This window comes from Thauera sp. 2A1, assembly GCF_009469595.2.
Taxonomy (GTDB): Bacteria; Pseudomonadota; Gammaproteobacteria; order Burkholderiales; family Rhodocyclaceae; genus Thauera.
This window is the reverse complement of record NZ_SSXV01000006.1, coordinates 193,914-220,192: the sequence shown is the minus strand read 5'-3', so window position 1 is coordinate 220,192 and position 26,279 is coordinate 193,914. Positions and strand designations below refer to the sequence as shown.

The window sequence follows — 26,279 nt, the reverse complement described above, 5'->3', positions numbered from 1 at the left end:
CTTGCCGGCGTGAAGCCGCCCGCGCCTGCTTCGCCGCGATCACCTGTTGTTCCTCGACAGCCGGCAGGTCATCGAACAGGCTGGCCGGCGATCCGTTATGACCTTCGGTCTCGTTCATGTCTCGGAGCATGCCAGTCCCAGCACAACCTGGCGAGATTGGAGAAAAACTCTCACGCTCTCAGGCCGTCTTCGCCTCGTCCAGCCCCAGTTCCCGCTTCATCGTCTCGCGGATCATGAACTTCTGGATCTTGCCCGTCACCGTCATCGGGAAGCTGTCGACGAAGCGGATGTGGCGCGGGATCTTGTAGTGCGCGATCTGCCCCTGGCAGTAGGCGCGCACGTCGGCCTCGGTGAGCGAGCCTTCCTCGCGCAGGATGATCCAGGCACACAGTTCTTCGCCGTACTTCTCGTCGGGCACACCGACCACCTGCACGTCGAGGATCTTCGGGTGCGAGTAGAGGAATTCCTCGATCTCGCGCGGGTAGATGTTCTCGCCGCCGCGGATCACCATGTCCTTGATGCGGCCGACGATGTTGCAGTAGCCCTCGTCGTCGATCACCGCGAGGTCGCCGGTGTGCATCCAGCCGCCGGCATCGATCGCCTCCCTGGTCTTGGCCTCGTCGCCCCAGTAGCCGAGCATCACCGAGTAGCCGCGGGTGCACAGCTCGCCGGGCATGCCGCGCGGCACGATGCGGCCTTCGTTATCGACGATCTTCACTTCGAGGTGCGGCTGGATGCGGCCCACGGTGGATACGCGGCGGTCGATCGGGTCGTCGGTGCCGCTCTGGAAGCTCACCGGCGAGGTCTCGGTCATGCCGTAGGCGATGGTCACCTCGCGCATGTTCATGCGCTCGATCACGCGCTTCATGACCTCGATCGGGCACGGGCTGCCGGCCATGATGCCGGTGCGCAGGCTGGCGATGTCGAACTCGGCGAAGCGCGGATGGTCGAGCGCGGCGATGAACATCGTCGGCACGCCGTACAGGCCGGTGCATTTCTCCTCCGCCACCGCCTCCAGCACCGACAGCGGCTCGAAGGCTTCGGCCGGGTAGACCATCGTCGCGCCATGGGTCAGGCAGCCGAGGTTGCCCATCACCATGCCGAAGCAGTGGTACAGCGGCACCGGGATGCACAGCCGGTCGCCCGGCACGAGGCGGATCGCTTCGCCGACGAAGTAGCCGTTGTTCAGGATGTTGTGGTGCGACAGCGTGGCGCCCTTGGGATGGCCGGTGGTGCCCGAGGTGAACTGGATGTTGATCGGGTCGTCGAACTGCAGCTTCTCGCCGCGCAGCGCCAGCGCGGTGAGTTCCTCGCGCGTCGGCGCGGTCAGCAGCTCGTCGAAGTTGAGCATGCCGGGGCTGCGCCCGGCGCCCATGCGGATGACGAATTCCAGCGTGGGCAACTGATGGCTGCGCAGCAGGCCGGGCTCGCAGTGGCCGAGCTCGGGCGCGAGGTCGGCGATCATCTCGAGGTAGTTGCTGGTCTTGAACGCCGGCGACAGGATCAGCGCGCGGCAGCCGACCTTGTTGAGCGCGTACTCGAGCTCGGAGCGGCGGTACGCCGGATTGATGTTGACCAGCACCAGGCCGGCCTTGGCTGTGGCGAACTGGGTCAGTGCCCATTCGGCATTGTTCTGCGACCAGATCCCGACGCGCTCGCCCGGCTCCAGCCCGAGGCGCATCAGGCCGCAGGCCAGCGCATCAACCTTCTGCTTCAGCGCGGCGTAGCTCAGGCGCACATTCTGGTGACGTACCACCAGTGCGTCACGCTCGGCATGGCGCGCGCAGGCCTCGTCGAAGAAGCGGCCGATGGTCTGGCCGATCAGTTGGTTGTCGGATGCACCGTGGACATAGCTCAGGTTGCTCATCGTGTCGTTCTCTCCTCCATTTCTCTTGTATTTCACGCTTACCGCAGGATCGGGGCCGGGCGCGCCTCGACGCGTCGGATCGCGGTCAAGCCCGCTCCTACGGCACCGCCGAACGTTTTGCACCCACCCCGCGACCGCGACGCCGTGTGCGGATCAGCGTCATGCGCCGATCCAGCATCCGCGCCCCGTAGGAGCGGGCTTGACCGCGATGCCTTGCAATACCTCCCAAGGCTCCGCGAATCAGGCGGCCGCGGCCTCGAACTCCACCAGCTCGGCGCCGTCGCCCACCTGGTCGCCGACGCCGAAGCGGAAGGCCTTCACCGTGCCGGCGGCCGGCGCGGTGATGGTGTGCTCCATCTTCATCGCCTCCAGGATCAGCAGCGGCGCGCCCTTCTCCACTTTCGCCCCTTCTGCCGCGACCAGCGCGATGACCTTGCCCGGCATCGGCGCCAGCAGGCCGCCTTCCGCGCCCGCTCCTTCGCCGGTATGCAGCAGCGGATCGACGCGGGTCAGCGGCCAGGTGCGACCCTGCAGGAAGACATGGCGCTTTTCGGCGGCGACGATCACGGTGGCGTCCATGCGCAGGCCGTCGAGCTCGACGCGCAGCAGGCCGCGCGGATTCAACTCGCCGCGCGCGAGCACGCTGCGCCCACCCACCGTCAGCCGGAAGGCGCCCGCGCAATAAGTGACGTCCACCGCCTGCTGCGTCTCGCCCAGGCGGAACACCAGCTCACGCTTCGCGCTCGCATTCAGCCGCCAGCCGTCGCGCGCATGCCAGGGCGACAGCGGATCGCGGTGGCTGCGCGCGGCCTCCTGCGCACGCTGGCCTTCGCGCACCAGCTCGGCGAGCGCGGCCACCAGCCACACGTCCTCGGGCACCACCTCGCCTTCGGGGAACAGGTAGGCCTTCTCGCGCTCGATCAGGCCAGTGTCCAGGTCCGCGGTGGCGAAGGCCGGGCACGCGGTCAGGCGCGACAGGAACTCGATGTTGTTGGCCACGCCCACCACGCGGTAGTCGGCCAGCGCCTGCAGCATGCGCGCCAGCGCGCGGTCGCGGTTGATGTCCCAGACGATGAGCTTGGCGATCATCGGGTCGTAGTGCGGGCTGATCTCGTCGCCTTCCTCGACGCCGGTGTCGACGCGCACATGCAGCCCTTCGGCCGGCGGCGCCAGATGCACCAGCTTGCCGGTGGAGGGCAGGAAGCCCTTGGCCGGATCTTCCGCGTAGATGCGCGCCTCGAGCGCATGGCCGCGGATCTGCAGTTGCTCCTGCGCCAGCGGCAGCTTCTCGCCGGAGGCGACGCGCAACTGCCACTCGACCAGGTCCAGGCCGGTGATCATCTCGGTGACCGGGTGCTCGACCTGCAGGCGGGTGTTCATCTCCATGAAGTAGAAGGAGCCGTCCTGGTTGGCAATGAACTCGACGGTCCCAGCGCCGACGTAGCCCACCGCCCTGGCCGCCTCGACCGCCGCCTTGCCCATCGCCGCGCGGCGCTCGGGGGTCATGCCGGGCGCAGGCGCCTCCTCCAGCACCTTCTGGTGGCGGCGCTGCACCGAGCAGTCACGCTCGAACAGGTACACCACGTTGCCATGGGTGTCGCCGAACACCTGGATCTCGATGTGGCGCGGCTTGGTGATGTACTTCTCGACCAGCACGTGGTCGTCGCCGAAGCTGGAGATCGCCTCGCGCTTGCACGAGGCGAGCAGGTCGATGAAGTCCTCGGACTTCTCCACCAGGCGCATGCCCTTGCCGCCGCCGCCGGCCGCGGCCTTGATCAGCACCGGGTAGCCGATGGCGTCGGCCTGCTGGTGCAGATACGCGGCTTCCTGGTTGTCGCCGTGGTAGCCCGGGGTCAGCGGCACCTTGGCGGCTTCCATCAGCTTCTTGGCCTCGGACTTGGAGCCCATGGCGCGGATCGCCGACACCGGCGGGCCGATGAAGACGATGCCTTCGCGCTCGCAGGCGTCGCAGAAGTCCTCGTTCTCGGACAGGAAGCCGTAGCCGGGGTGGATGGCCTGCGCGCCGGTGGCCTTGGCCGCAGCGATGATCTTGTCGACCACCAGGTAGCTTTCACGCGCCGCAGCCGGGCCGATCAGCACCGCCTCGTCGGCCAGGCGCACGTGGCGGGCGTTGGCATCGGCTTCGGAATACACCGCCACCGTCTTGATGCCCATGCGGCGGGCGGTCTTGATCACCCTGCAGGCGATTTCACCGCGGTTTGCAATCAGGATCTTGTCAAACATGGGTGCTCTCCGCGGTGAAATCGCCTGAGCATGCTGCGCATGCAAGGCGATGTGACTTCGTCGCTGCGGCGCTGCGCACCTGGTCACCCCTGTTGGCGATAAGTATCTTGTCGAACATGTCGTCTCCACCTTCTCTGCTTCGATGTTGTGAATCCCTTGTGCCGCCCAGGCGCGCTCTTCGGCTCATTCGCACAGCGCGACAGGCTAGGGCGCACCCTTCGTCGTAGGGTCGGCTTCAGCCGACCGTTTGCAGCAGCACGCTGCCCGGCCAGGCTGGCGGGCTGAAGCCCGCCCTACGGCCTTGCCCTCCGGGCCTCCAGTTCCTCATGTCGTTCCCGGCCGCACCCGCGGCCGGAACAATCGTCCGATGAAGCGCCACAGCAGCAGGATCAGCGCCAGGGCCAGCAGCAGGAAGGCCACCAGCGCGACCAGGAACCACAGCGGTTGATGCAGCAACATCCACAGCCCGCCGGCGAACAGCGCGTCCTCGCCGAGCGAGGTGCCAACGTTGGTCACCGGCTCGGGCGAGGCGTTGATCGCCATGCGCGCGCCCGCCTTGGCGAAGTGCGTGCCCGCCGCCAGGGTGCCGCCCGCCAGCGCCGCCGCAACCTGCGCGGCACTGCCCTGGTCGCCCATCACCGCCGCGGCCAGCGCCGCGCCGGCGGGAATGCGGATGAAGGTGTGCACCGCGTCCCACAGCGAATCCAGCCAAGGCAGCTTGTCGGCGAAGAACTCGACGAACAGCATCAGCCCCGACAGGCCCAGCACCAGCGGATGCGTGAGCACATGCAGGTCGCCCGGCAGATGCACGCCACCCCATCGCCCGAGCACGCCGAGCACGAACACCAGCGCGTACAGCCGCAACCCGCTCGCCCATCCCAGCCCGGCCGCCAGCGCGGCGAGCGAGGCCATGTTCAGCGGCAGGTCGCGCCAGTCGAGCAAGGGGCTCAGGGAATCGAGCTTGCTGCTCCATGCGTAGATGAAGTCCATGCCGTGCTCCTTGAGCTCCTGCCTCAAATCCGATTCGGGCAAAGCGCCGCACTACCGCGCTTCATTACCGTGCAGAAACGGACCTGGTCGTAATCTCATGCGCCGCATCGCGGTCGAGCCCGCTCCTGCAAGATCAGGCCTGAACGGTGCCCTGTAGGAGCGGGCTTGACCGCGACCTCACGCGTACTGTCGCGGTCAAGCCCGCTCCTACAGTCGCTCGTCTCGGCCTTCTGCCTCCTCAGCCCTGCGGCACCCAAGCCGCCGGCCGTTTCGACAGGAAGGCGTCCAGCCCTTCCTTCGCTTCCGGCGTGGCGCGCAGCCCGGCGATACGGCGCGCGGTGTCTTCCACCACCGCGTCGCCCACCGGCCGGTTGGCCACCGCGCGGATCAGGTCCTTGGCCGCGGCCTGCGCCTTCGGCCCGCCCTGCAGCAGGGCGTCGACCACATCCTTCACCTTGGCATCGATCTCCTCGGTTGCCACCACCTCGTGCGCGAGGCCGATCTGGCCGGCGCGCGCGGCGCCGATGCGCTCGGCGGTCTGGAAGTAGCGGTAGGCCTGGCGCTCGCCGATGGCGCGGATCACGTAGGGGCTGATCGCCGACGGGATGATGCCGAACTTGACTTCCGAGGTCGCGAACACCGCCTTGTCGCCTGCCACGCAGATGTCACAGGCGCTGGCCAAGCCCATGCCGCCGCCAAGCGCCGCACCGTGCACGCGGGCGATGGTCGGCTTTCGCATCTCGGCCAGGGTGCGCAGCATGCCGGCGAGCTTCATCGCGTCGGCGAAGTTCTCCGCCTCGCTGGCCTGGCCGGCGGCCTTCATCCAGTTGAGGTCGGCGCCGGCGGAAAAGCTCTTGCCACGCCCGGCCAGCACCACCGCGCGCACCGTGTCGTCGGCGTCGAGCGCGGGGCAGGCGGCGGTGAGGTCGGCGATCAGTTGCGCGTTGAAGGCGTTGTGCACGTCCGGACGGTTCATCCAGATCGTCGCCACGCCACCGTCGCGCAGGATTTCCAGGGTTTCGTAGCTCATGTCCGCTTCGCTCCCTTCACATCCGGAACACGCCGAACTTGGTCGGCTGGATCGGCGCGTTCAGCGCGGCCGACAGGCTGAGGCCGAGGATGCGGCGCGTCTGCGCCGGGTCGACCACGCCGTCGTCCCACATGCGCGCGGTGGCGTAGTAGGGGTGGCCCTGCACTTCGTACTGGTCGCGGATCGGCGCCTTGAAGGCTTCCTCGTCTTCCTTGCTCCAGGCGCCGCCCTTCGCCTCGATGCCGTCGCGGCGCACGGTGGACAACACGCTCGCCGCCTGTTCGCCGCCCATCACGCTGATGCGTGCGTTGGGCCACATCCACAGGAAGCGCGGGCTGTAGGCGCGGCCGCACATGCCGTAGTTGCCGGCGCCGAAGGAGCCGCCAATCAGCGTGGTGATCTTGGGCACCTGCACGGTGGCCACGGCCGTCACCATCTTGGCGCCGTCCTTGGCGATGCCGCCGTTCTCGTACTTGCGGCCGACCATGAAGCCGGTGATGTTCTGCAGGAACAGCAGCGGGATGCCGCGCTGGCCGCACAGCTCGATGAAGTGCGCGCCCTTCTGCGCCGACTCGCCGAACAGGATGCCGTTGTTGGCGACGATGCCCACCGGGTAGCCGTGGAGCTGGGCGAAGCCGGTGACGAGCGTCGTTCCATAGCGCGCCTTGAACTCGTCGAAGCGCGAACCATCGACCACGCGCGCGATGATCTCGCGGATGTCGTAGGGCTTGCGCGTGTCGGTGGGGACGATGCCGTAGATCTCTTCCGGGTCGTAGATCGGCTCTTCGCCGGTTCCCAGGGCGAGGCCGATCGGCTTCACCCGGTTCAGATTGGCGACGATGCGGCGCGCGATCGACAGCGCGTGGGTGTCGTTCTCGGCCAGATGGTCGGCCACGCCGGAAAGCCTCGTGTGCACATCGCCGCCGCCGAGGTCTTCGGCGCTCACCACTTCGCCGGTCGCCGCCTTCACCAGCGGCGGGCCGCCGAGGAAGATGGTGCCCTGGTTCTTGACGATGACTGTCTCGTCCGACATCGCCGGCACGTAGGCGCCGCCGGCGGTGCACGAACCCATCACCACCGCGATCTGCGGGATGCCCTTGGCCGACATGTTGGCCTGGTTGTAGAAGATGCGGCCGAAGTGGTCGCGGTCGGGGAAGACCTCGTCCTGCTTCGGCAGGAAGGCGCCGCCCGAGTCGACCAGATAGACACAGGGCAGGTTGTTCTGCTCGGCGATCTCCTGCGCGCGCAGGTGCTTCTTGACCGTCATCGGGTAGTAGGTGCCTCCCTTCACCGTGGCGTCGTTGGCCACGATCATGCACTCCACACCCTGCACGCGGCCGATGCCGGTGATGACGCCGGCGCTCGGCGCCTCGTCCTCGTACATGCCGAACGCCGCCATCTGCCCCACTTCGAGGAAGGGCGTGCCGGGGTCGAGCAGGTGGCCGACGCGGTCGCGCGGCAGCAGCTTGCCGCGCGCGGTGTGCTTGGCGCGCGCCGCTTCGCCGCCACCCAGGCTGACTTCCGCCGCCTTCGCGCGCAGGTCGTCGACCAGGCCGCGCATCGTCGCTGCGTTGGACTGGAAGTCCGCGCTGCGGGTGTTGATGGCAGATTTGATCGTGCTCATGTCTCCTCGTCCTCGTGTATTTGCCCCGCGGGGCGCGGTGATCGGGGAACAATACACACGCCCGCCCGACCCTTGGCAGGTTTATGGCGCAAGACTAACTTCTGGCCGCGCGCGACGAGTGCCAAGATGGTCGCAATTCGTGCCAGCCGATTTGTCGACTGCATTGCATTGTCTGGATCAACCATTTCCGCGGAACCGTAACTCCACAGTCTGAGGAGTTGGACACCCTGCTCGGAGTCGAGCGCGTTGCGACAGAAGAGGTGATCGTGACCGGGGCCCTGCATGGAGGTTTTACGACGGAACGCGACGGGCCTTTGATTCGTCTGTGGAGCACCTTGGACTTCGCTCAGCGCTCGCAAAAACCTGTAGGAGAAGCAGGAGCGGACACGGGAGGGGGGCGCCCGTAAGCCACCCGTCAAGCAGGACGAACAAGCCTCTGGATAAGCCGGGCACCACTCACCCGGCGGGCTTCGCATACCCGTGCTGCGCCAGCACTGGAATCCAGCACCGGTCCACCACCTGCTTGAATCCGGCCTGGGTGGGGTGCAACTCGTTGTCCCAGTCCTTCTTGTAGTTGTCCGAGGCGAGGCAGCCGGTTGAACTGATGAAATACACGCGTTCGTGCGTGGCGGCAAAACGCTCGTACATGGCCGCCAGCCGATCGATCAGGATGCGGCAGACCCCGCGACGCAGGACCATTTCCGCCTCGACCCGGCGCGCCTCCATCGCCGGCTGCAGCCACGGACCGGTGATCTTCAGGTCGGCGAGCTTGAAGCCGCGGCCGTCGGGGACGGGGTAATCGTAAGAGTGCAGAAAAATGTCGGGCCGCTGCACCGGTCCGTCGGCGTAGGCGTCGGTGATCCGTTGCAGCAATGCGCTGAGCGCCGCCGAAAGTTTGCCGATGAAGACCCCCATGGTGTCCTCGTCGATGCATGCCTCCGCCGAATGTGCTCTGCTGCAGTTGCGCCTGAGCGCGAGCCGGTAATCGACTGCATCATTACCAGCGCCGCTGATCAGGATCGCCGAATAGACGCCGCGGAAACCTGGCGACAGATGCTTCTCGAGCTGCTTTGCATAACGCCCGAAGACGTACTCTTCGAGCTTGGCACCGTTATTGCCCAGCATCTGGACGAACCGGTACGGATCCTTCAGCCGCTTGTGCTCAACCAAGGCCTGCAAGACGTTGTTGCGCGGATACCAGAACCACGAATCCCCGATCGCCAGCACCGCCGGAAACTCGCCCGGCTCCCAGGAGTCGGTGGGGAGATAGATTCGAGAGGCACTCATGGCAGGCTCCTTGTGGCGCAGCGGAATGCCGCTGCGATTTCGGCTTACGCTATTGGTATAGCAGCGAACCCGGAAGAGGCAAGCAGGCCGTCATGACTTCCACCTCGCATTGACGGCCTCGCCAATCAACAATGGACAAGAAGATAGAGAAGATAAGGGGCAGGTCTTGCATTCAATCATTCACGCAAGAAGCCCCCCTGCGTTGCGCGAGTGGCCCGATTGGACAGCGCATTGATTGTCTATAACATACAAGCTATATTCATCTCATGAGTTACCGCGTCGAGTTCTTCAACGAAGCCGTGGAAGCCGAGGTGATGGAGTGGCCCGCCGGCATCCTTGCCAGCTTCATCCGAATTGCGGAGCGCATCGTTGAACACGGCCCGAACCTGGGCCTGCCCTACACCCGCGCAATGGGTGATGGATTGTTCGAGATTCGCGCCAAGGGGCAGGAAGGTATCGGACGCGCCTTGTTCTGCACTGTTGTCGGCAAGCGTATCGTCATCCTGCACGGCTTCATCAAAAAGACCGAGCAAACCCCGCAGCGTGCCTTGGACGCAGCACGCCGCCGCATGAAGGAGATCCGCTCATGAGTGAGAAATACAACCCTGTCGCCTTCAATCCGCGCGCCTTCGCAGAGGAAGCCGGCAAGCGCGACCCAGTATTTCGTGAAGCCTACGAGGGCATGGCCGATGAGTTCGCCGCCCTTGCCGAACTGCTGCGCGCCCGCCAGCGTGCCGGCCTGACCCAGACCGAGCTGGCAGAGCGCATGGGGGTGTCGCAGCCTGTCGTGGCCCGCATTGAGGGCAGCATCGGCAGTCGCAAGCACGCCCCTTCCCTGGCGACCCTGCGCAAGTACGCTGACGCCTGTGGGCAGCGGCTGGTGATTCGCTTCGAGCCAAAGCAGGAGCACGTTGCCTGACCGAGCATGCCGCGCCTAGCAGCCTGTCGGACTTGACCTCCCCCGCCGGGCCGGCCACCGGGTTAGTTTCGCGGGAGGTTCGGAGTCACTTGGAGAGAAGGATCATGGGGAGAGAAGAGGAGAAATGGGTAACCCCTAAATTCCAGGAACATCAAATCGGGTGACCACACTAAAAGTGCAAGGGCTTGTCAGCACTTACTTGCGCTCTTGCTCTCGAAGCCATCCGATCACCGCGTCGGCTATCTGCTTGTCGTAGCCGCGATAGTCGTGCCTGGCTCCAGGGATCGACACCTGCTTGAAGCGCTTCGACACGAATGGCCTCCGGAATTCGGCGAACCTGGCGTCCTTGTCCTCTTCCGCGTAGATGTCGATCACGGGGATGTTCACCCTGCGCAAGTTCAAGTTCGTATTCAAAGGCTCAGGCCCCCCGGCTGTGAGACCAACGCCAATGAAGCCCGCTACACCGGCGTCGGCGTTGTTGGCGAGGAAAGCGCTCGTCATTCGACCTCCCATGCTGTAGCCCATGAGATATATGCGTTCCACGCCCTTCTCCTTTCTCAGGAAGTCGATTGCAGCTTGAAGCCGCTGGTAGGCTTCTGGAAAGGTCGAGGCATATTGAAGAAATAGCGACTCCGTGCCGACTCTGCCAGGAAGCACCGGCATCTGGAGCGAGAGGGTATGGAATCCGAGTTCCCGATGGACCGCCTTGCGCAATGGCCCGACAACCTGCGAATCAGGATCCAAACTCTGCCCGTGGGCGAGAATGACCGCGGCCCGGGACGCCTTGCCGTCCAGGTACTCGCCCTTCGGCATCTGTGCCCAGACGCTCCCACCGAAGGCCGTCAAGACGAACACCACATAGAGCAGGAACTTCCGCATGGCCGTCTCTCCTTCTCGCCAAGCTAACGAATAGCGCTTACCCGCCGCCTAAATGCACTCGCATCCTGCAGCGGCAATGCGTACTCCGACCTAGCCCAACGCGCCGCTGCTCGGTCCGGTCTGCCCCCGCCTCAGCGCGTCTCGCTGAACAACTCGCGCCCGATCAGCATGCGGCGGATCTCGCTGGTGCCGGCGCCGATCTCGTACAGCTTGGCGTCGCGCCACAGGCGGCCGGCCGCATATTCGTTGGTATAGCCCACGCCGCCCAGGGTCTGGATCGCTTCGCCGGCCATCCAGGTGGCCTTCTCGGCGGTGTAGAGGATCACGCCGGCGGCGTCCTTGCGCAGCGTGCGCGCGTGGTCGGCGCGGTCGCAGGCCTGGCCCACCGCATAGGCGTAGGCGCGGCAGGCGGACCAGGTCGAGTACAGGTCGGCGACCTTGCCCTGCATGAGCTGGAACTCGCCGATCGGGGTATCGAACTGCTTCCTCTCGTGCAGGTAGGGCACGACCACGTCCATGCACGCCGCCATGATGCCGAGCGGCCCGCCCGACAGCACCGCGCGCTCGTAGTCGAGGCCGCTCATCAGCACCTGCACGCCGCGGCCGATGTTGGCCTCGCCGCCGAGCACGTTCTCCAGCGGCACCTCGACGTCGTCGAAGAACAGCGGGAAGGTGTTGGAGCCGCGCATGCCGAGCTTGTCGAGGTGGGTGCCGTGGCTGAACCCTTTCATCCCCTTCTCGATGATGAAGGCGGTGATGCCCTTCGGCCCGGCATTGACGTCGGTCTTGGCATAGACCACCAGGGTGTCGGCGTCGCCGCCATTGGTGATCCACATCTTGCTGCCGTTGAGGATGAAGCGGTCACCCTTGCGGTCGGCGCGCAGCTTCATGCTCACCACGTCGGAGCCGGCGTTGGGCTCGGACATCGCCAGCGCACCGACGTGATCGCCCGAGATCAGCCTGGGCAGGTATTTCTGCTTCTGCGCCTCGGTGCCGTTGCGGCGGATCTGGTTGATGCACAGGTTGGAGTGGGCGCCATAGGACAGGCCCACCGAGGCCGACGCGCGCGAGATCTCCTCCATCGCCACGATGTGGGCGAGGTAGCCCATGTCGGTGCCGCCGTACTCCTCGCTCACCGTCATGCCATGCACGCCGAGGTCGCCCAGCTTCTTCCACAGGTCGGCGGGGAACTCGTTCTCGCGGTCGATCTCCGCCGCGCGCGGCGCGATCTCGGCGGCACAGAAGGCCTGCAGCGTGTCGCGCAGCGCGTCGATGGTCTCGCCAAGATTGAAGTTCAGGCTGGGCACGTTCATGGGCTGTCTCCTCCTCAAGGTTGTCCTGGCGCGTGGGGCGATGTGCGCTGATCCATTATGGACGGCGCATGCCCAAGGTTGGGCGGAGATTAGCCGGACACGCTGCGCGACGAGTGCCATCGAGGTTGCAATTCGTGCCACGCCGGCTAGCATTCCGGCACATGAAGATCCTCGCCCCCCCGGCTGCCGAACTCACCCGCGGCCGCGCCGCCACGCCGATCGCCTTCATCCGCGCGATCGTCCTCGGGTACCGCCGCCGCGGAATGGATCCGGCCAGCGCGCTGGCGCAGGCGCAGATCCCGCCGGCGCTCCTCGACGACGCCGGCGCACGCGTCACCGCGGCGCAGATGGAAGTGATGTCGGGCACGGCGATGCAGGAGCTCGACGACGAGGCGCTGGGCTGGTTCTCGCGGCGGCTCCCGTGGGGCAGCTACGGCATTCTGTGCCGCGCCTCGCTCACTTCGCCGACGCTGCAAGTGGCGCTCAAGCGCTGGTGCCGCCACCACCGCCTGCTGACCGAGGACATCGTCTTCGAGCTCATCCCGCCACGCTCCGGCCAGCGCGGCAGCGCCACCATCCGCGTCGCGGAGCACACCGCACTCGGCGAGCTGCGCGAGTTCTGCCTGGTCAGCACGCTGCGCTACCTGCTCGGCTATGCCTGCTGGCTGGTCGATTCGCGCATCGCGCTCACCGAGGCGGCCTTCCCCTTCCCCGCTCCGTCGCATGCCGAGGCCTACGCCTACCTTTTCGCCGGCCCGGCGCGCTTCTCTGCCGACGCCGCCAGCATCAGCTTCGATGCGCGCTACCTGGAACTTCCGGTGCGCCGCGACGAACACGCGCTGCAGACGATGCTGCAGCGCGCCCTGCCGCTCACCGTGCTGCAATACCGCCGCGACCGCCTGCTGGTGCACAGCGTAGGCCAGATCCTGAACGCCGACCCGGGCGCCGCCCATACCGCCGAGGATGTCGCGGCACGCCTCAACCTGTCGGTGCGCACGCTGCATCGGCAACTGAAGGACGAAGGCGTGTCGCTGCAGCGCCTGAAGAACGACGCGCGGCGCGAACGCGCGATCACGCTGCTGCTGCAGACGAAGAAGCCGGTCAAGCAGATCGCCGCCGCGGTGGGCTTCGACAGCGAGAAGAGCTTCGCGCGGGCGTTTCGCGAGTGGACAGGGGCGCCGCCGAGCGCATATCGATCAGGGGAAACGATCCGATGACGACACTGACGCCACCTTTCACCCTGCTGCTGACCTGGCCGCAGCGCTGGCTCCTGCTGGGCATTCTGCTCGCGCTGGCCGCCCTCGTGATGTTCGGCCGCCTCGGGCCGCTGGACGAGATCCTGAAGACGCGCGAGCCGGGCGGCATCCTGTCGCTGGAATTCGCCTGGTCGGGCGAGCGTGCGGCACGCATCCTCACGGCGTGGGAAGGGCTGGAGGCGGTGGTGCGCGAGCAGACCCGGTGGGATTATCTGTTCCTGCTGTGCTATCCGCTGGCCCTCTCGCTCGCCTGCGCCATGCTCGCCGACGCGCCGGGCAATCCGGTGCCGATGATCGGCGCCTTCGTCGCCTGGGCCGTGCTCGCCGCGATCCCGCTCGATGCGATGGAGAATCTGGCGATGCTGCGGATGCTCGATCACGGCGCCAGCGAAGCATTGGCGAAGCTGGCGACCTGGTGCGCGGGACTGAAATTCACCGTGCTGCTCGCCGCCGTCGGCTACCTGCTCACGGCGGGAACGGCAACGGTCGTCCAGCGCTTCCTGCCGCACTGAGATGCCGGCGGCAGATCGCCGTGGCGGCGCGGATGGGAACGCTGCAGCAAGCCACCGGCCGCTAGCCGCCGTTCATCATCCACGCCGCCCGACCGACACTCGCGCGCCTGGCCGCCGTCGTCGGGTTCAGATCAGCTCGAGCAGTTTGCCCCGCAGGTGCTCGGCCTGGCGGCGGCCGTCCCGGGAGCTGACGATGGCGCGATACCACTCGTCGAACAACTGGCGCAACGCCTCCTGGTGACGAGCGGCGGCGATGCGGTCCTGCAGCGAGCTGGTGCCCAGGGCGCCGACGAAGGTGTTGATCGTGTTGAGCATGAAATTGCGAGCCTGCTGCAGGCGCAGCGAATCGTCGCCCGGCGGATGCTGCCTGAACGCGCTGATCGAAGGCAATGCATCTGGCGGGGCAGCGGTCCCTTGCGGCCCGCTGCTGCCGACGATCTCGATGAATCCTTCCTCTTCGAGGACGCCCAGGGTGTGCTGCAGATCGTCGTATTGCAACATCTCACGCAAATCCTCGACCGCGCGCCTGCCATCGACAAAGATCAGCACCCGCCGGACCCGCGGGCCGAGGGCGGCGGAACGGTTTGCGATCTCGGCCTGGCCCTTGCCCGTCTTCGCGAAAATGACTGCCATGCGCTCTCCTTGATGGGCCGGCATCCGCCCTGCCCAATGCGCCCGTTGCCCCGATTCCGATTGCCTGCCCCTTGTTTCGTGCTCAGCCGCGAGCGCCGCCGCAGGACGCCACAAGGCGTCCCGAGCCGCATCATGGTGCAGCCGCTTTGCCCCCAATCTGCACCTTCATCGGCCGGATCGGACGAGCCTTGAGTCCTGCGCGCGAGCTCGCGCGCTGTGGCACCGGGAAGAAAAACATGGCTTTGCGCCTCCCGTATCCCGCCCCCTGTTTCCGGAAATGCGCGGCGGCAAGTGGATCGTGCCCGGCGTCAGCGGCAACATCGGCACCCGGCTCGGCTACGGCGGAGCGGGGAACAGGAGCCGACACGTTTCCGACCCGATGAAACGTCGCCGCCATCGCGCGGTGCCGGCGGCGTAGCGAAAGCGGGCGGAAATGGGGGACACTGGGTCCCCCCCGCCTGCGCCTCGCCAGAGGCGCCACTTGTTCCCTGCTGCGAGACCCCCTAATGGACCTTCCCGCCCACCAGCTCACCATGACCGTCCTGATGACGCCCGACACCGCGAACTTCTCCGGCAAGGTCCATGGCGGCACCATCCTCAAGCTGCTCGACCAGGTGGCCTACGCCTGCGCCAGCCGCTACGCCGGCCACTACGTGGTCACGCTCAGCGTCGATCAGGTCATGTTCCGCCAGCCGATCCAGGTCGGCGAGCTGGTCAGCTTCCTCGCCTCGGTCAACCACACCGGCAACTCGTCGATGGAAGTCGGCATCAAGGTCATCGCCGAGGACATCCGCGCCAAGGTGGTGCGCCATGTGAATAGCTGCTTCTTCACCATGATCGCCGTCGATGACGCCGGCCGCCCGACCAAGGTGCCGCCGCTGCAGCCGCAGACGCCGGACGAGCGCCGCCGCTTCACGGAAGCCGAACTGCGTCGTGCGATGCGGCGCGAGATGGAGCGCAAGTTCGCCGAGGTGCACGGCGGGGAGTGAACGCTACACATCGCCTACCGCCGGCCAGCGGAACTGATAGCGGGTCGAGCGCCCGCCACCGGGCAGTTTTTCCAGGCAGCCCTTGGCGACCAGGTCAGCCAGATGTCGCGTGGCGGTGGCCTTGGACACCCTGGCGACCGCCTGGTATTGCGCGGCGCTGATGCCGTGCTCGAATCCGCCCCGCCCGGGCTGGTCGCCGTCGAGCAGGCGGTTGAGCACCTTGGCCTGCTCCGGGCTTGCGATCTGCTCGCGATGGCGCTGCCAGAAGCGGCTCTTGGCGAGCACCCGGTCGATCTGCGCCGAGGCCGACTCGATGGCGCGGAGCAGCGTGGCGAGGAACCAGTGCAACCAGGGCGTGAGATCGAGTGGCGCGGCGGCGGCGCTCATCTTCTGGGCGGCTTCGAGTTGGGCGTAATAGGCCTTGCGGTCGGAAAGGATGGCGGCCGACATGGCGTAGAAGCGGGGCCAGCGCCTCGGACTGCCAGGTGAAGCGGGGCCAGTCGGGATCGACGCCCGGCCCACCAACGACAAGGCCGGCCCGCCTGCTTCGGCAAGGGCCGGCCTCGAGCCGCGCTTGGATGACCCTCAGCCCGCCAGCGCGCGCCCGATCACCAGCTTCTGGATGTCGCTGGCGCCTTCGTAGATCTGGCACACGCGCACGTCGCGGTAGATGCGCTCGACCGGGAAGTCGGTGACGTAGCCATAGCCGCCGTGCACCTGGATGGCGTCCGAGCACACGCACTCGGCCATCTCGGAGGCGAACAGCTTGGCCATCGAGGCTTCCTTGAGGCAGGGACGGCCCGCGTCCTTCAGGCTGGCGGCATGCCACACCAACTGGCGCGCGGCTTCCAGTTGCGTCGCCATGTCGGCGAGGCGGAAGTTGACCGCCTGGTGCTCGAAAATCGGCTTGCCAAAGCTCTCGCGCTCCTGCGCATACTTGACCGCCGCCTCCAGCGCCGCGCGCGCCATGCCGAGGCACTGCGCGGCGATGCCGATGCGCCCTGCCTCCAGGTTGGACAGGGCGATGCGGTAGCCCTCGCCTTCCGCACCGATCACAGAGTCCGCCGGGATGCGGCAGTTCTCGAACAAAATCTGCGTGGTGTCGGACGCCTTCTGGCCCATCTTTTCCTCGATGCGGCCGACCTGGTAGCCGGGCGCGTTCGCCGGCACCAGGAAGCAGGTGATGCCCTTCTTGCCGGCGGCCTTGTCGGTGACGGCGAAGACGATGGCCACGTCGGCATGCTTGCCGGTGGTGATGAACTGCTTGACGCCGTTCAGCACCCATCCGTCACCCTCATTGTCGTGAACTCGCACGGCCGAGGTGCGGATGGCAGAAGCGTCCGACCCGACATGCGGCTCGGTCAGGCAGAAGCAGCCCAGCTTCTCGCCGCGCGCCAGCGGCTTCAGCCAGGCCTCCTTCTGCGCATCATTGCCGAAGCGGTTGAGGATGCCGCAGGGCAGCGAGTTCTGCACGCTGACGATGGTCGAGGTCGCCCCGTCGCCGGCCGCGATCTCCTCCAGCGCCAGCACCAGGCTCATGTAATCCATGCCGGCACCGCCCCACTCCTCGGGCACCACCATGCCGAGCGCGCCAAGCTCGGCGAGCTCCTTCAACGCCTCGCGCGGGAAGGTGTGGTTGCGGTCCCATTCGGCAGCGAAAGGCGCCAGGCGCTCCTGCGCGAAGGCGCGGATGGAATCGCGGATCAGTTCCTGTTCAGTAGTCAGAATCATGTGTTTCCCTCTCCAGGGACGGTCATAGCCGTCCCGTGTTCGTGTGTTCTGGACCCCGTAGGGCGGGCTTCAGCCCGCCAACATACGGCTCCCGCGGGTTGCCGGCGGGCTGAAGCCCGCCCTACGGGGATTCGGGAGCAGCGTTCCTGTGCGACGTCCGAAGGCGGGCTGAAGCCCGCCCTACGATCACCTGCCTCAGCCGCCGCAGCCCACCGACGTATCCACCTCGATCGCCATCGCCGTCGCCTCGCCGCCGCCGATGCACAGGCTGGCCACGCCGCGCTTCAGGCCGCGCTTGCGCAGCGCGCCGATCAGCGTCACCAGGATGCGCGCGCCCGACGCGCCGATCGGATGACCCAGCGCGCACGCGCCGCCATTCACGTTGACCTTGTCGTGCGGCAGCTTCATCTCGTGCATCGCCGCCATCGTCACCACCGCGAAAGCCTCATTGATCTCCCACAGATCGACGTCGCCGGTGCTCCAGCCCGCCTTCGCCAGCACCTTCTGCATCGCCCCCACCGGCGCGGTGGTAAACAGCGCCGGTTCCTGCGCGTGCGTCGCATGACCGACGATCGTCGCCACCGCCTTCAGCCCCAGCTTGTCGGCCGTCGACCTGCGCATCAGCACCAGCGCCGCGGCACCGTCCGAGATCGAGCTCGAGTTGGCCGGCGTCACCGTGCCGTCCTTTTTGAACGCAGGCTTGAGCGTGGGGATCTTGTCGATCTGCGCCTTCAGCGGCTGCTCGTCCTTCGTCACCAGCACGTCGCCCTTGCGGCCGGAGACGGTGACCGGCACCACCTCCCAGGTGAAAGCGCCGCCCTCGATCGCCGCCTGTGCGCGGGTGGTCGAAGAGATTGCGAACTCGTCCTGCGCCTGGCGGGTGAAGCTGAAGTGGCCGGCGCAGTCCTCGGCGAAAGTGCCCATCAGGCGGCCCTTGTTCTCCTTGGAGTAACTGTCTTCCAGGCCGTCGAGGAACATGTGGTCGAACATCTGGCCGTGGCCGAGGCGGTAACCGGAGCGCGCCTTGGGCAGCAGGTAAGGCGCGTTGGACATGGACTCCATGCCGCCGGCAACCATCACCTCGTTGCTGCCGGCCAGGATCAGGTCGTGCGCCAGCATCGTGGCCTTCATGCCCGAGCCGCACACCTTGTTGATCGTGGTGCAGCCGGCCGACAGCGGCAGGCCGGCGCCGAGCGCCGCCTGGCGCGCCGGCGCCTGGCCGAGGCCGGCGGGCAGCACGCAGCCCATGATGACTTCCTGCACCTGCTCGGGCTTGAGGCCGGCACGCTCGACCGCCGACTTGATCGCGATGGCGCCGAGCTGCGGCGTGGTCAGGCTGGACAGATCGCCCTGGAAACCGCCCAGCGGCGTGCGGGCGACGGAAACGATGACGACGGGATCAGACATGGAGCTCTCCTGTTGAATTGATGTACGGGTCGCGCTCAGGATCCGAGCGCCTGGAGCGCCGAGGCATAGCGCGGCATGAGATCTTCAGTGCGGCTGAGGTTCAGCCCGAGGTCGCGGATCAGGCCATCCTTGAGGCCGTAGATCCAGCCATGCACGGTCAGGCGCTGACCGCGCCGCCAGGCATCCTGCACCACCACCGTCTGCGCGACGTTGGCCACCTGCTCGAGCACGTTGAGCTCGCACAGGCGGTCGTGACGCAGTTCGGGCGGCAGATCGTCGACCATGCGCAGGTGCTTCACGTGCACGTCCTGCACATGGCGCAGCCACAGGTCGACCAGGCCGACGCGCTCGCGGTTGAGCGCCGCCTTGACGCCGCCGCAGCCGTAGTGGCCGACCACCATGACGTGCTTGACCTTGAGCACATCGACGGCGAACTGGATCACCGACAGGCAGTTGAGGTCGGTATGCACCACGACGTTGGCCACGTTGCGATGCACGAACACTTCGCCCGGCAGCAGGCCGATGATCTGGTTGGCCGGCACGCGTGAATCGGAACAGCCGATCCACAGGTATTCCGGGTTCTGCAGATGCGACAGCTTCTCGAAGAAGCCGGGGTCGATCTGCTGCATCTGGCGCGACCACGCCAGGTTGTAGTCGAAGAGATGGAACAGGTTCTCGTTGCTGACCTCGTCCTCGGACCATTTCGCCAAGTCGAGGGTCAGGAAGATCGTGCCCTCGACCGGCGACGGGTAATAGGCCGGCGCCTCGGTGAAGCCCAGCTCGCGGTAAAGCTTCACCGCGATGCGCATGGTCGGCAGCGTGTCGAGCAGGATGCGCCGGTAGCCGAGCGCCTGCGCCGCCTTGATCGCCGCCAGCGCCAGCTTGCGCCCCAGGCCCTGGCCGCGCTGATCGGGATCGACGTACAACCGCTTCACCTCGCACACGCCCTCGGAGAAGCGGCGGATGCCCACGCAGCCGGCCGGGCGGCCATCGACCTCGGCGAAGAACAACCGACCGTCGGCCTCGCCGTAGGCGCCGGGCAGGTTCGCCACCTCGTCGCCAAATCCCTGGTAGCTCAGGTCCACGCCCAGCCAGGCAGCATAGTGGCGGAAGAACTGGCGCACCTGCTCCAGTTCGGTGGTGTCGGATGCGGACAGCACACGCAGTCGGGTCGTCATGTCGCAGGCCTCTTCGGGGGGACGGTCAGGGGCGGCACAAAATGCCGGCGCGGGAGGCGCTGCATCAGCCCTCGCGCTCCTTCTTGCCGTGCATGGCCATGATGGTCTGCTGCATGATCGCGCACAAGGTCCATTGCTCGTCGCGAATGGCGTACACATCGGCGCGCGTGACGATCAGCGTGCGGCCGGGACGTACCACCTCGCCGCGCGCCACAAGACGCTGGCCGTCCGCCGGGGCGACGAGGTTCATCTTGTATTCGACCGTCAGCACGCTGGCGTCGGCCGGCGTCAACGTGTTGGCGGCGTAGCCCGCGGCCGAGTCGGCGATCATGCCGACCACGCCACCGTGGATGTAGCCATGCTGCTGGGTGACCTCGGCCCGGTGCGGCAGATGGATCTCGACGTAACCCGGCTCCACCACCGCGAGCTCGGCACCGATCAGCGCCATCGCCTGCTGCAGGTCGAAGCTGGCACGCACGCGTACGGCGTAGTCGGGGTCGCGTGGCTGGAACTGGGGCATTTCAGGTCGCATGAGTCGTCTCCTCGAGGCCTGCCACCTTGATGGCGGATCATCGTTGTAATTACGTTTACGTTAACGTAAATTAACCACGAAAAAAATCAAGCGTCGCTGCTGCTGTTGATGTGCTTCTCGAGCTCCTCGCGTGCCGCCTCCGCGCCTTCGACATTCTTGCCGAGCAGCGCGTGGCATTGCTGTTCGAGCATGTCGATCTCGAGCAACACCGCCTGGATGTCCAGCCGCTGCTGCTCGAGCGCGGCACGACGCGTGGCGAGCACGCCCAGGAAACGCTGCAGTTGCGGAACGGAATCATGCACACCACCGTACATCTCGATCAGTTCGCGAATCTCGGCCAGCGACAGCCCCAGCCGCTTGCCGCGCAGGGTGAGCTTCAGCCGGGTGCGGTCAGCCTTGCTGTAGACCCGCGTGCGCCCGGCGCGGGCGGGCGTCAGCAGCCCTTCGTCCTCGTAGAAGCGGATGGCGCGTGGCGTGATGTCGAACTCGCGCGCGAGCTCGGTGATCGTGAAGGTCTTTTCGTCGCCCATAGTCGCCGTTATGCGTCAGAATTTCGAAATTCTAGCCCCAAAGCTCTTCAACCGCCCGCCCTCCATGCCAAACCGCTGATTCGCGGCCGCCTCGCGCTGCGCATGCGATCAGCGCACGCCTCGCGGCACGGCGCGTGCCTCTGAGCCGAAAAGAGATCATGAACGCACTCGACAGCATCCTGGATTACCCCTTCCCCGACCTCCCCGCCGAAGGCACGGCGGTGACCATCGCACCCGGCCTGCGCTGGGTGCGCATGCCCCTGCCCTTCGCGCTCGACCACATCAACCTTTGGCTGCTCGACGACGGCGACGCGCTGGTGGCGGTGGACACCGGCTACGGCAACGACCGCACGCGCGACGCCTGGACGCGCATCCTCGGCGAGGAATCGCGGCCGCTGCGCCGGGTCGTCGTCACCCATCATCATCCCGACCACGTCGGCCTCGCCACCTGGCTCGCCGCGCGTGACGACGGCGAGATTCACATGACGCTGGGCGAGTTCCTCGGCGGCCAGGCCATCTGGCACCAGTTGCCGGGCTACTCGATCGCCGACATGGTGGCGCAGTTCCGCGCCCACGGCCTCGCCGAAGCGCGCGCCGAGGCCCTGGCGAGCCGCGGCAACGCCTACCGCCACGGCATCCCGGCGATGCCGGCGCGATTCAACCGGATGCTGGAGGGCGAAACGCTGCGTATCGGCGGCAACGACTGGCGCGTCATCGCCGGCTACGGCCACGCGCCGGAGCACGCCAGCCTTTACTGCGAGACGCTCGGCATCCTGATTTCGGGCGACATGCTGCTGCCGCGGATCTCGACCAACATCAGCGTGTATGCCGCAACGCCACATGACGACCCGCTGGGCCGCTTCCTCGACTCAATCAGGGGATTCTGCAGCTTGCCCGACGACACGCTCGTGCTACCATCGCACGGTAAACCTTTCAAGGGGATACGCGCGCGAGTGGATCAGCTCGCCGAGCATCACCGCGACCGCTGCGCCGCACTGCTGGCCGAGTGTGGCGTGCCGCGCTGCGCGGGTGAATTGCTTGGCACGCTGTTTCCGCGCGAGCTCGACACCCATCAGAGCATGTTTGCCATGGGTGAGGCGATTGCCCACCTCAACCACCTCGAAAAGCAGGGCGCGCTTCGTCGAGTGGTCGGCAGCGATGACCTGATCCGGTTCATCCGGACAAGCTGAACGCCCAGAACGATCGCAAAACAGGAGTTCCTGACAACATGGCTGCACCCACCCCCGAAACCCAATACGCCGAACTGCCCGATCCGCAGGAAGTCGCCAAGACCTACGCTGAAGTCGCCCGCCGCGCTTCGCACCTGATCAGCGACCATGTCCAGCGCCAGTTGAAGAAAGGCGTCAATACCCCGGCCGACGAGCTGGGCATCGCCCAGGCCTTCATGGACATGATGGCCAAGCTGCTCGCCAACCCGTACAAGCTGGCCCAGACCCAGATGAACCTGGTGTGGGACTACTTCTCGCTGTGGCAGCACTCGATGATGCGCTTCGCCGGCATGAGCGCCGCACCGGTCGCCGCCCCCGAGAAAGGCGACAAACGCTTCAAGGACGAGGAGTGGGAGCAGCACTTCCTGTTCGACTTCATCAAGCAGTCCTACCTGATCGCCGCGCGCCACATCCACGACACCGTGTGCTGCGTGGACGGCATGGACGAACAGGCGCAGAAGAAGGTCAATTTCTACACCCGTCAGTACATCGACGCCCTGTCGCCGTCCAACTTCGCGCTGACCAACCCGGAAGTGTTCCGCGAGACGGTCAAGAGCCACGGTCAGAACCTGATCAAGGGCCTCAACAACCTGCTGCGCGACGTCGAGGATGGCGGTGGTCAATTGCGCGTGCGCATGACCGACACCACCGCCTTCGAGCTGGGCAAGAACGTCGCCACCACGCCGGGCAAGGTCGTCTTCCAGACCGACATGATGCAGTTGCTGCAGTACACGCCCAGCACCGACAAGGCGTACAAGCGCCCGATGCTGATCGTGCCGCCGTGGATCAACAAGTTCTACATCCTCGACCTGCGCGAGAAGAACTCGTACATCAAGTGGTGCGTGGACCAAGGCCATACGGTGTTCGTGATCTCCTGGGTCAACCCGGACGAGAAGCTGGCCGAGAAGACTTTCGATTCCTACGTGCAGGAAGGCATCGTCGCGGCGCTCGACGCGATCGAGAAGCAGACCGGCGAGAAGACCGTGAATGCGGCGGGCTACTGCCTGGGCGGCACGCTGCTCGCCACCACGCTGGCCTACCTGGCCGGCAAGAAGCAGGCCGACCGCATCGGTTCGGCGACCTTCTTCACCACCATGACCGATTTCTCCGAGCCGGGCGAACTGGGCGTCTTCATCGACGAGACCCAGGTCTCCAGCCTCGAGAAGAAGATGTTCGAACGCGGCTACCTCGAAGGTTCCGAGATGGCCGGCACGTTCAACATGCTGCGCTCGAACGACCTGATCTGGTCCTTCGTGGTGAACAACTACCTGATGGGCAAGGACCCGTTCCCGTTCGACCTGCTGTACTGGAACTCCGATTCCACCCGCATGCCGGCCAAGATGCACAGCTTCTACCTGCGCAAGCTGTACATGGAAAACAAGCTGTCCGAGCCGGGCGGCATCGAGATCAACGGCGTCAAGATCGACCTCGGCAAGATCAAGGCACCCTGCTACTTCATCTCGACGATCGAAGACCACATCGCACCGTGGAAGAGCACCTACATCGGCGCGCGCAACTTCGGTGGGCCCGTGCGCTTCGTGCTGGGCGGATCCGGCCACATCGCCGGCATCGTCAACCCGCCGGCAGCCAACAAGTACGGCTACTGGATCAACTCGGCCGCCAAGCTCCCCGCCACCTCCGATGCCTGGTTCGAAGGTTCGCAGCAACACGCCGGTTCCTGGTGGACCGACTGGCAGTCCTGGGTGACGGCGCACGACAGCGAGCAGGTCGAGCCGCGCGATCCCGCCAAGGGCAAGCTCAAGGTGCTGGAAGACGCGCCGGGCTCCTTCGTGAAGATCCGCATCGACGCCAAGAAGGCCGCCTGACCGCAGCCTGCGCATGATGAAAGAGGGAAGGGGTGACCCTTCCCTTTTTTCTTTTTCCTCACCGATGAATGCTCCAGTGCGCCTCGTCCTCGACACCAACACCGTGCTGGCGATCTGGATGTTTCGCGATCCCGCCCTGCAGTCGCTCGAGCGCCTGATTGCCGGCGGCACGATCACGCTGCACAGCCGCGAAGACGCGCTGGAAGAATTGCGCCGCGTGCTCGCCTACTCGCAGTTCGGCGTGGCCATCGAAGCGCAGGCCCAACTGCTCGCCGCCTACCGGGCGCGTGTGATGGTGCTTCCCGCCGCCACGCCAGGCACACGCGAGGCCGCGCCGCCGCAGCCGGCGTCGATCGACTTGCCGCCCCTGCTCCCGCAGTGTCGCGACCGCGACGACCAGAAGTTCCTCGAGATCGCCGCGCAGGCGATGGCGACACATCTCGTCACGCGGGACAAGGCCCTGCTCAAGCTCGCCCGTCACCGCCTGGTGCGGGAACGCTTCGCCATCCTCACGCCGGAACGCTTCGTCGCCGCAGCGCTGCCAGATAACGCAGCCCTGCGATGACGCGGCTGCCGTACCATGACGCCATCTCGCCGTCGATCAGCATCGCCGCCCGGCCGACGAGCGCCCGTACCTCGGCGACATGGGCCTCGCGGAAGCGATAGGGCTCGGACGACAACAGCACGCGCTGCACCGCCGCCAGCCAGGGCGCGTTCCAGTCGAAGGCCGGATAACGCGCCGCGCCGGCCGCGCCGCCGTCGACATCCGGCAGCGTCCGCCAGCCCACTTCGGCCAGCATCGCCGCGATGTAGGTATCGCGCGCCACCGTCATCCACGGCTCGCGCCAGATCAGGTACAGCACGCGCTCGGGCGGCTGCTCCGCCGCCACCGCAGCCGCCTCGTCCAGCGCCGCCAGCAGATCCGCCTCCAGCGCAGCCGCGCGTTCCTCGCAGCCGAAGATGGAGCCGAACAGCCGGTACAGCGCGAGGTTGTCGCGCGGCGCGCAAGGGTGGGTGACGATCACGTGCGGCACGAAGGCCGCGAGCTCATCGACGGTCTCGCGCCGGTTCTCGTCGATGTTCACGATCAGGTGGGTGGGCGCCAGCGCGCGCACCACGTCGAGCTTCACATCCTTGGTGCCGCCCACCTTCGGCACGCTGCGCAATGCCTCGCGCGGATGGATGCAGAAGCCGGTGCGCCCGACGAGCTCGTCGCGCAAGCCCAGTTCGCACACCAGCTCGGTGAGTGACGGCACCAGGGAGACGATGCGCACCTCGCCGCGCGCAGGCCCATGCGGGGTGCCCGCGGCGTCGACGCAGGCCGTGCCGTCGCGCGCGCCTTCGCACTCGGCACCCGCCATGCCACGCACACATTCGCGCGGGCTCTCATCTGCGACTGCAGGCATTGCATTCATCTCCGCGCCCCATTCAGCGCCCTGGATGCGCCGCCCGGCGCGGCCGGCGCAACCGGGCGGAAGATCCACTCGGTGTAGCTTGCAGCCCCCTTGGCTGCTTCATCCAGCGCCGGCGGCAGCTCGTGGCGGCGGATGGGTGTGAGCTTCGACAGGCTGTGAACGCCGACGATGGCCTCGCCTTCTCGAACCAGCCCCCACTCGGCACGACCGGTGAGCGGATCGCGATAGACCCGCCGCAAATGGCGCCGTGTCGTCGGGAAGCGTTTATCCTCGACGAGCTGTTCCAGCCGGCCGGGCCACGGCGGCTGGCCCACCGGCGTCTGGTCTCGATAGCGCGCCAGCGCCCGCGCCATCTCGCTGCCGATCGCCAGCAGCTCGGCCTCGCGCTCGCGCTGCGTCGCCGCCTGCCACACCACGCCGGCCTGCGCCGCGAACAGGCCCAGTCCGGCAACCAGGAACAGCACCAGCAGGTAGGTATATCCGCCCTCGGCGTGCCTCTCGCTACCAGTCTGCATAGGCCCGCCCGTCGTGTGCAGTGCCCGCCGCGCCACTGCGCACATCGGCCATACCGCCCTCCTCGCCTTCGCGCGGCGGCACGAGCTGCCAGGTGCTGGCCGCGTCGGTGATGGGGTCCACCGGCACTGCGCGCAGATAGCGACGGCTCACCAGTTCGTCAAGATCCTTGGGGTAGGCGCCCGTATCGGCGCGAAACTTGTCGATCGCGTCGCGCATCACGGCCAGCGACTGATGCAGCGTGTTCTCGCGCGCACGGTCGAGATGGTTGAAATAGCGCGGTGCGGCGATCGACAGCAGCGTGGCGATGATGGCCATCACCACCAGCAGCTCGATCAGCGTGAAGCCGCCGCGCGCGGTCCGTCCCTGCGCCAT

Annotated in this window: 26 protein-coding genes; 8 read left to right on the top strand and 18 right to left on the bottom strand. The window is 66.6% G+C overall.

Annotation, left to right across the window (positions count from 1 at the left end; all coding sequences use genetic code 11):
* Positions 1 to 178: 178 nt before the first annotated feature.
* From GH664_RS08305 to GH664_RS08280, 6 genes are all read right to left on the bottom strand, one after another.
* The gene (locus GH664_RS08305) at positions 179 to 1,867 is read right to left on the bottom strand and encodes an AMP-binding protein (RefSeq protein ID WP_153167579.1); all 1,689 of its coding nucleotides are present in this window, start codon (positions 1,865 to 1,867) and stop codon (positions 179 to 181) included.
* Positions 1,868 to 2,107: 240 nt separating this feature from the next.
* Positions 2,108 to 4,111 carry an acetyl/propionyl/methylcrotonyl-CoA carboxylase subunit alpha gene (locus tag GH664_RS08300; protein WP_153167578.1) on the bottom strand — a complete coding sequence of 668 codons (2,004 nt, stop codon included), beginning with the start codon at positions 4,109 to 4,111 and terminating at the stop codon, positions 2,108 to 2,110.
* A 324-nt stretch (positions 4,112 to 4,435) separates the two neighbouring features.
* A complete protein-coding gene (locus GH664_RS08295) occupies positions 4,436 to 5,101 on the bottom strand; it encodes a DUF4126 domain-containing protein (protein ID WP_153167576.1) in 666 nt (221 codons plus the stop codon).
* 238 nt (positions 5,102 to 5,339) lie between these two features.
* Complete coding sequence (locus GH664_RS08290) at positions 5,340 to 6,131, bottom strand: enoyl-CoA hydratase/isomerase family protein (protein WP_153167574.1); 792 nt, start codon at positions 6,129 to 6,131, stop codon at positions 5,340 to 5,342.
* Between the two features lie 16 nt (positions 6,132 to 6,147).
* A complete protein-coding gene (locus GH664_RS08285; protein WP_153167572.1) occupies positions 6,148 to 7,755 on the bottom strand; it encodes a carboxyl transferase domain-containing protein in 1,608 nt (535 codons plus the stop codon).
* Between the two features lie 456 nt (positions 7,756 to 8,211).
* Entirely contained in the window at positions 8,212 to 9,042 is an 831-nt protein-coding gene (locus tag GH664_RS08280) for a hypothetical protein (protein WP_153167570.1), read from the bottom strand.
* 266 nt (positions 9,043 to 9,308) lie between these two features.
* Between GH664_RS08280 and GH664_RS08275 the strand changes: the two genes are divergently transcribed.
* Together GH664_RS08275 and GH664_RS08270 are read left to right on the top strand one after the other, a co-directional pair.
* The gene (locus tag GH664_RS08275) at positions 9,309 to 9,632 is read left to right on the top strand and encodes a type II toxin-antitoxin system RelE/ParE family toxin (RefSeq protein WP_153167569.1); all 324 of its coding nucleotides are present in this window, start codon (positions 9,309 to 9,311) and stop codon (positions 9,630 to 9,632) included.
* Positions 9,629 to 9,961 (top strand): helix-turn-helix domain-containing protein, encoded by a 333-nt coding sequence (locus GH664_RS08270; protein WP_153167568.1) that lies wholly within the window; start codon positions 9,629 to 9,631, stop codon positions 9,959 to 9,961. The genes GH664_RS08275 and GH664_RS08270 overlap by 4 nt, the downstream gene beginning before the upstream one ends.
* Positions 9,962 to 10,156: 195 nt before the next feature.
* Here the strand turns inward: GH664_RS08270 and GH664_RS08265 are convergent, their stop codons facing one another.
* The gene (locus GH664_RS08265) at positions 10,157 to 10,840 is read right to left on the bottom strand and encodes a dienelactone hydrolase family protein (protein ID WP_153167567.1); all 684 of its coding nucleotides are present in this window, start codon (positions 10,838 to 10,840) and stop codon (positions 10,157 to 10,159) included.
* A 131-nt stretch (positions 10,841 to 10,971) separates the two neighbouring features.
* The gene (locus GH664_RS08260) at positions 10,972 to 12,153 is read right to left on the bottom strand and encodes an isovaleryl-CoA dehydrogenase (RefSeq protein ID WP_153167566.1); all 1,182 of its coding nucleotides are present in this window, start codon (positions 12,151 to 12,153) and stop codon (positions 10,972 to 10,974) included.
* A gap of 161 nt (positions 12,154 to 12,314) precedes the next feature.
* Here GH664_RS08260 and GH664_RS08255 point away from each other — a divergent pair, with 161 nt between their 5' ends.
* Complete coding sequence (locus GH664_RS08255; RefSeq protein ID WP_153167565.1) at positions 12,315 to 13,370, top strand: AraC family transcriptional regulator; 1,056 nt, start codon at positions 12,315 to 12,317, stop codon at positions 13,368 to 13,370.
* Positions 13,367 to 13,921 carry a hypothetical protein gene (locus GH664_RS08250; RefSeq protein ID WP_153167564.1) on the top strand — a complete coding sequence of 185 codons (555 nt, stop codon included), beginning with the start codon at positions 13,367 to 13,369 and terminating at the stop codon, positions 13,919 to 13,921. Before GH664_RS08255 ends, GH664_RS08250 begins: the two co-directional genes overlap by 4 nt.
* Positions 13,922 to 14,047: 126 nt before the next feature.
* Here GH664_RS08250 and GH664_RS08245 read toward each other — a convergent pair whose 3' ends face one another.
* A complete protein-coding gene (locus tag GH664_RS08245; RefSeq protein WP_153167563.1) occupies positions 14,048 to 14,554 on the bottom strand; it encodes a hypothetical protein in 507 nt (168 codons plus the stop codon).
* A gap of 506 nt (positions 14,555 to 15,060) precedes the next feature.
* Between GH664_RS08245 and GH664_RS08240 the strand changes: the two genes are divergently transcribed.
* Positions 15,061 to 15,543, top strand: coding sequence for an acyl-CoA thioesterase (locus tag GH664_RS08240; RefSeq protein WP_153167562.1), 483 nt, complete (start codon positions 15,061 to 15,063; stop codon positions 15,541 to 15,543).
* Between the two features lie 3 nt (positions 15,544 to 15,546).
* Here the strand turns inward: GH664_RS08240 and GH664_RS08235 are convergent, their stop codons facing one another.
* The 6 genes from GH664_RS08235 to GH664_RS08210 all read right to left on the bottom strand — a co-directional run bounded on the left by GH664_RS08235 (position 15,547) and on the right by GH664_RS08210 (position 20,921).
* Positions 15,547 to 15,993, bottom strand: coding sequence for a hypothetical protein (locus GH664_RS08235; RefSeq protein ID WP_228111435.1), 447 nt, complete (start codon positions 15,991 to 15,993; stop codon positions 15,547 to 15,549).
* A 135-nt stretch (positions 15,994 to 16,128) separates the two neighbouring features.
* On the bottom strand, positions 16,129 to 17,274 hold the full coding sequence (locus GH664_RS08230; RefSeq protein WP_153167561.1) for an acyl-CoA dehydrogenase: 1,146 nt from the start codon (positions 17,272 to 17,274) through the stop codon (positions 16,129 to 16,131).
* 195 nt (positions 17,275 to 17,469) lie between these two features.
* Positions 17,470 to 18,681 carry an acetyl-CoA C-acetyltransferase gene (locus GH664_RS08225; RefSeq protein WP_153167560.1) on the bottom strand — a complete coding sequence of 404 codons (1,212 nt, stop codon included), beginning with the start codon at positions 18,679 to 18,681 and terminating at the stop codon, positions 17,470 to 17,472.
* A gap of 35 nt (positions 18,682 to 18,716) precedes the next feature.
* Entirely contained in the window at positions 18,717 to 19,859 is a 1,143-nt protein-coding gene (gene can / locus GH664_RS08220) for a carbonate dehydratase (protein ID WP_153167559.1), read from the bottom strand.
* A gap of 64 nt (positions 19,860 to 19,923) precedes the next feature.
* Positions 19,924 to 20,391 carry a PaaI family thioesterase gene (locus GH664_RS08215; protein WP_194270355.1) on the bottom strand — a complete coding sequence of 156 codons (468 nt, stop codon included), beginning with the start codon at positions 20,389 to 20,391 and terminating at the stop codon, positions 19,924 to 19,926.
* 86 nt (positions 20,392 to 20,477) lie between these two features.
* Entirely contained in the window at positions 20,478 to 20,921 is a 444-nt protein-coding gene (locus GH664_RS08210; protein ID WP_153167558.1) for a MerR family DNA-binding transcriptional regulator, read from the bottom strand.
* A gap of 158 nt (positions 20,922 to 21,079) precedes the next feature.
* Between GH664_RS08210 and GH664_RS08205 the strand changes: the two genes are divergently transcribed.
* From GH664_RS08205 to GH664_RS08195, 3 genes are all read left to right on the top strand, one after another.
* The gene (locus GH664_RS08205) at positions 21,080 to 22,111 is read left to right on the top strand and encodes an MBL fold metallo-hydrolase (RefSeq protein WP_153167557.1); all 1,032 of its coding nucleotides are present in this window, start codon (positions 21,080 to 21,082) and stop codon (positions 22,109 to 22,111) included.
* 38 nt (positions 22,112 to 22,149) lie between these two features.
* Positions 22,150 to 23,976, top strand: a complete 1,827-nt coding sequence (locus tag GH664_RS08200; protein WP_153167556.1) for an alpha/beta hydrolase — start codon at positions 22,150 to 22,152, stop codon at positions 23,974 to 23,976.
* A gap of 64 nt (positions 23,977 to 24,040) precedes the next feature.
* A complete protein-coding gene (locus GH664_RS08195) occupies positions 24,041 to 24,541 on the top strand; it encodes a putative toxin-antitoxin system toxin component, PIN family (protein WP_153167555.1) in 501 nt (166 codons plus the stop codon).
* Here GH664_RS08195 and GH664_RS08190 read toward each other — a convergent pair.
* Genes GH664_RS08190 through GH664_RS08180 form a run of 3 tightly spaced genes read right to left on the bottom strand, consistent with a single transcriptional unit; the run spans position 24,486 to position 26,279 of the window.
* The gene (locus tag GH664_RS08190; RefSeq protein WP_153167604.1) at positions 24,486 to 25,337 is read right to left on the bottom strand and encodes a helical backbone metal receptor; all 852 of its coding nucleotides are present in this window, start codon (positions 25,335 to 25,337) and stop codon (positions 24,486 to 24,488) included. The two genes, GH664_RS08195 and GH664_RS08190, sit on opposite strands and share 56 nt — an antisense overlap.
* Positions 25,338 to 25,387: 50 nt before the next feature.
* Positions 25,388 to 25,906, bottom strand: coding sequence for a type II secretion system protein (locus GH664_RS08185; protein WP_153167554.1), 519 nt, complete (start codon positions 25,904 to 25,906; stop codon positions 25,388 to 25,390).
* Positions 25,893 to 26,279 carry a type II secretion system protein gene (locus tag GH664_RS08180; protein ID WP_153167553.1) on the bottom strand — a complete coding sequence of 129 codons (387 nt, stop codon included), beginning with the start codon at positions 26,277 to 26,279 and terminating at the stop codon, positions 25,893 to 25,895. Before GH664_RS08180 ends, GH664_RS08185 begins: the two co-directional genes overlap by 14 nt.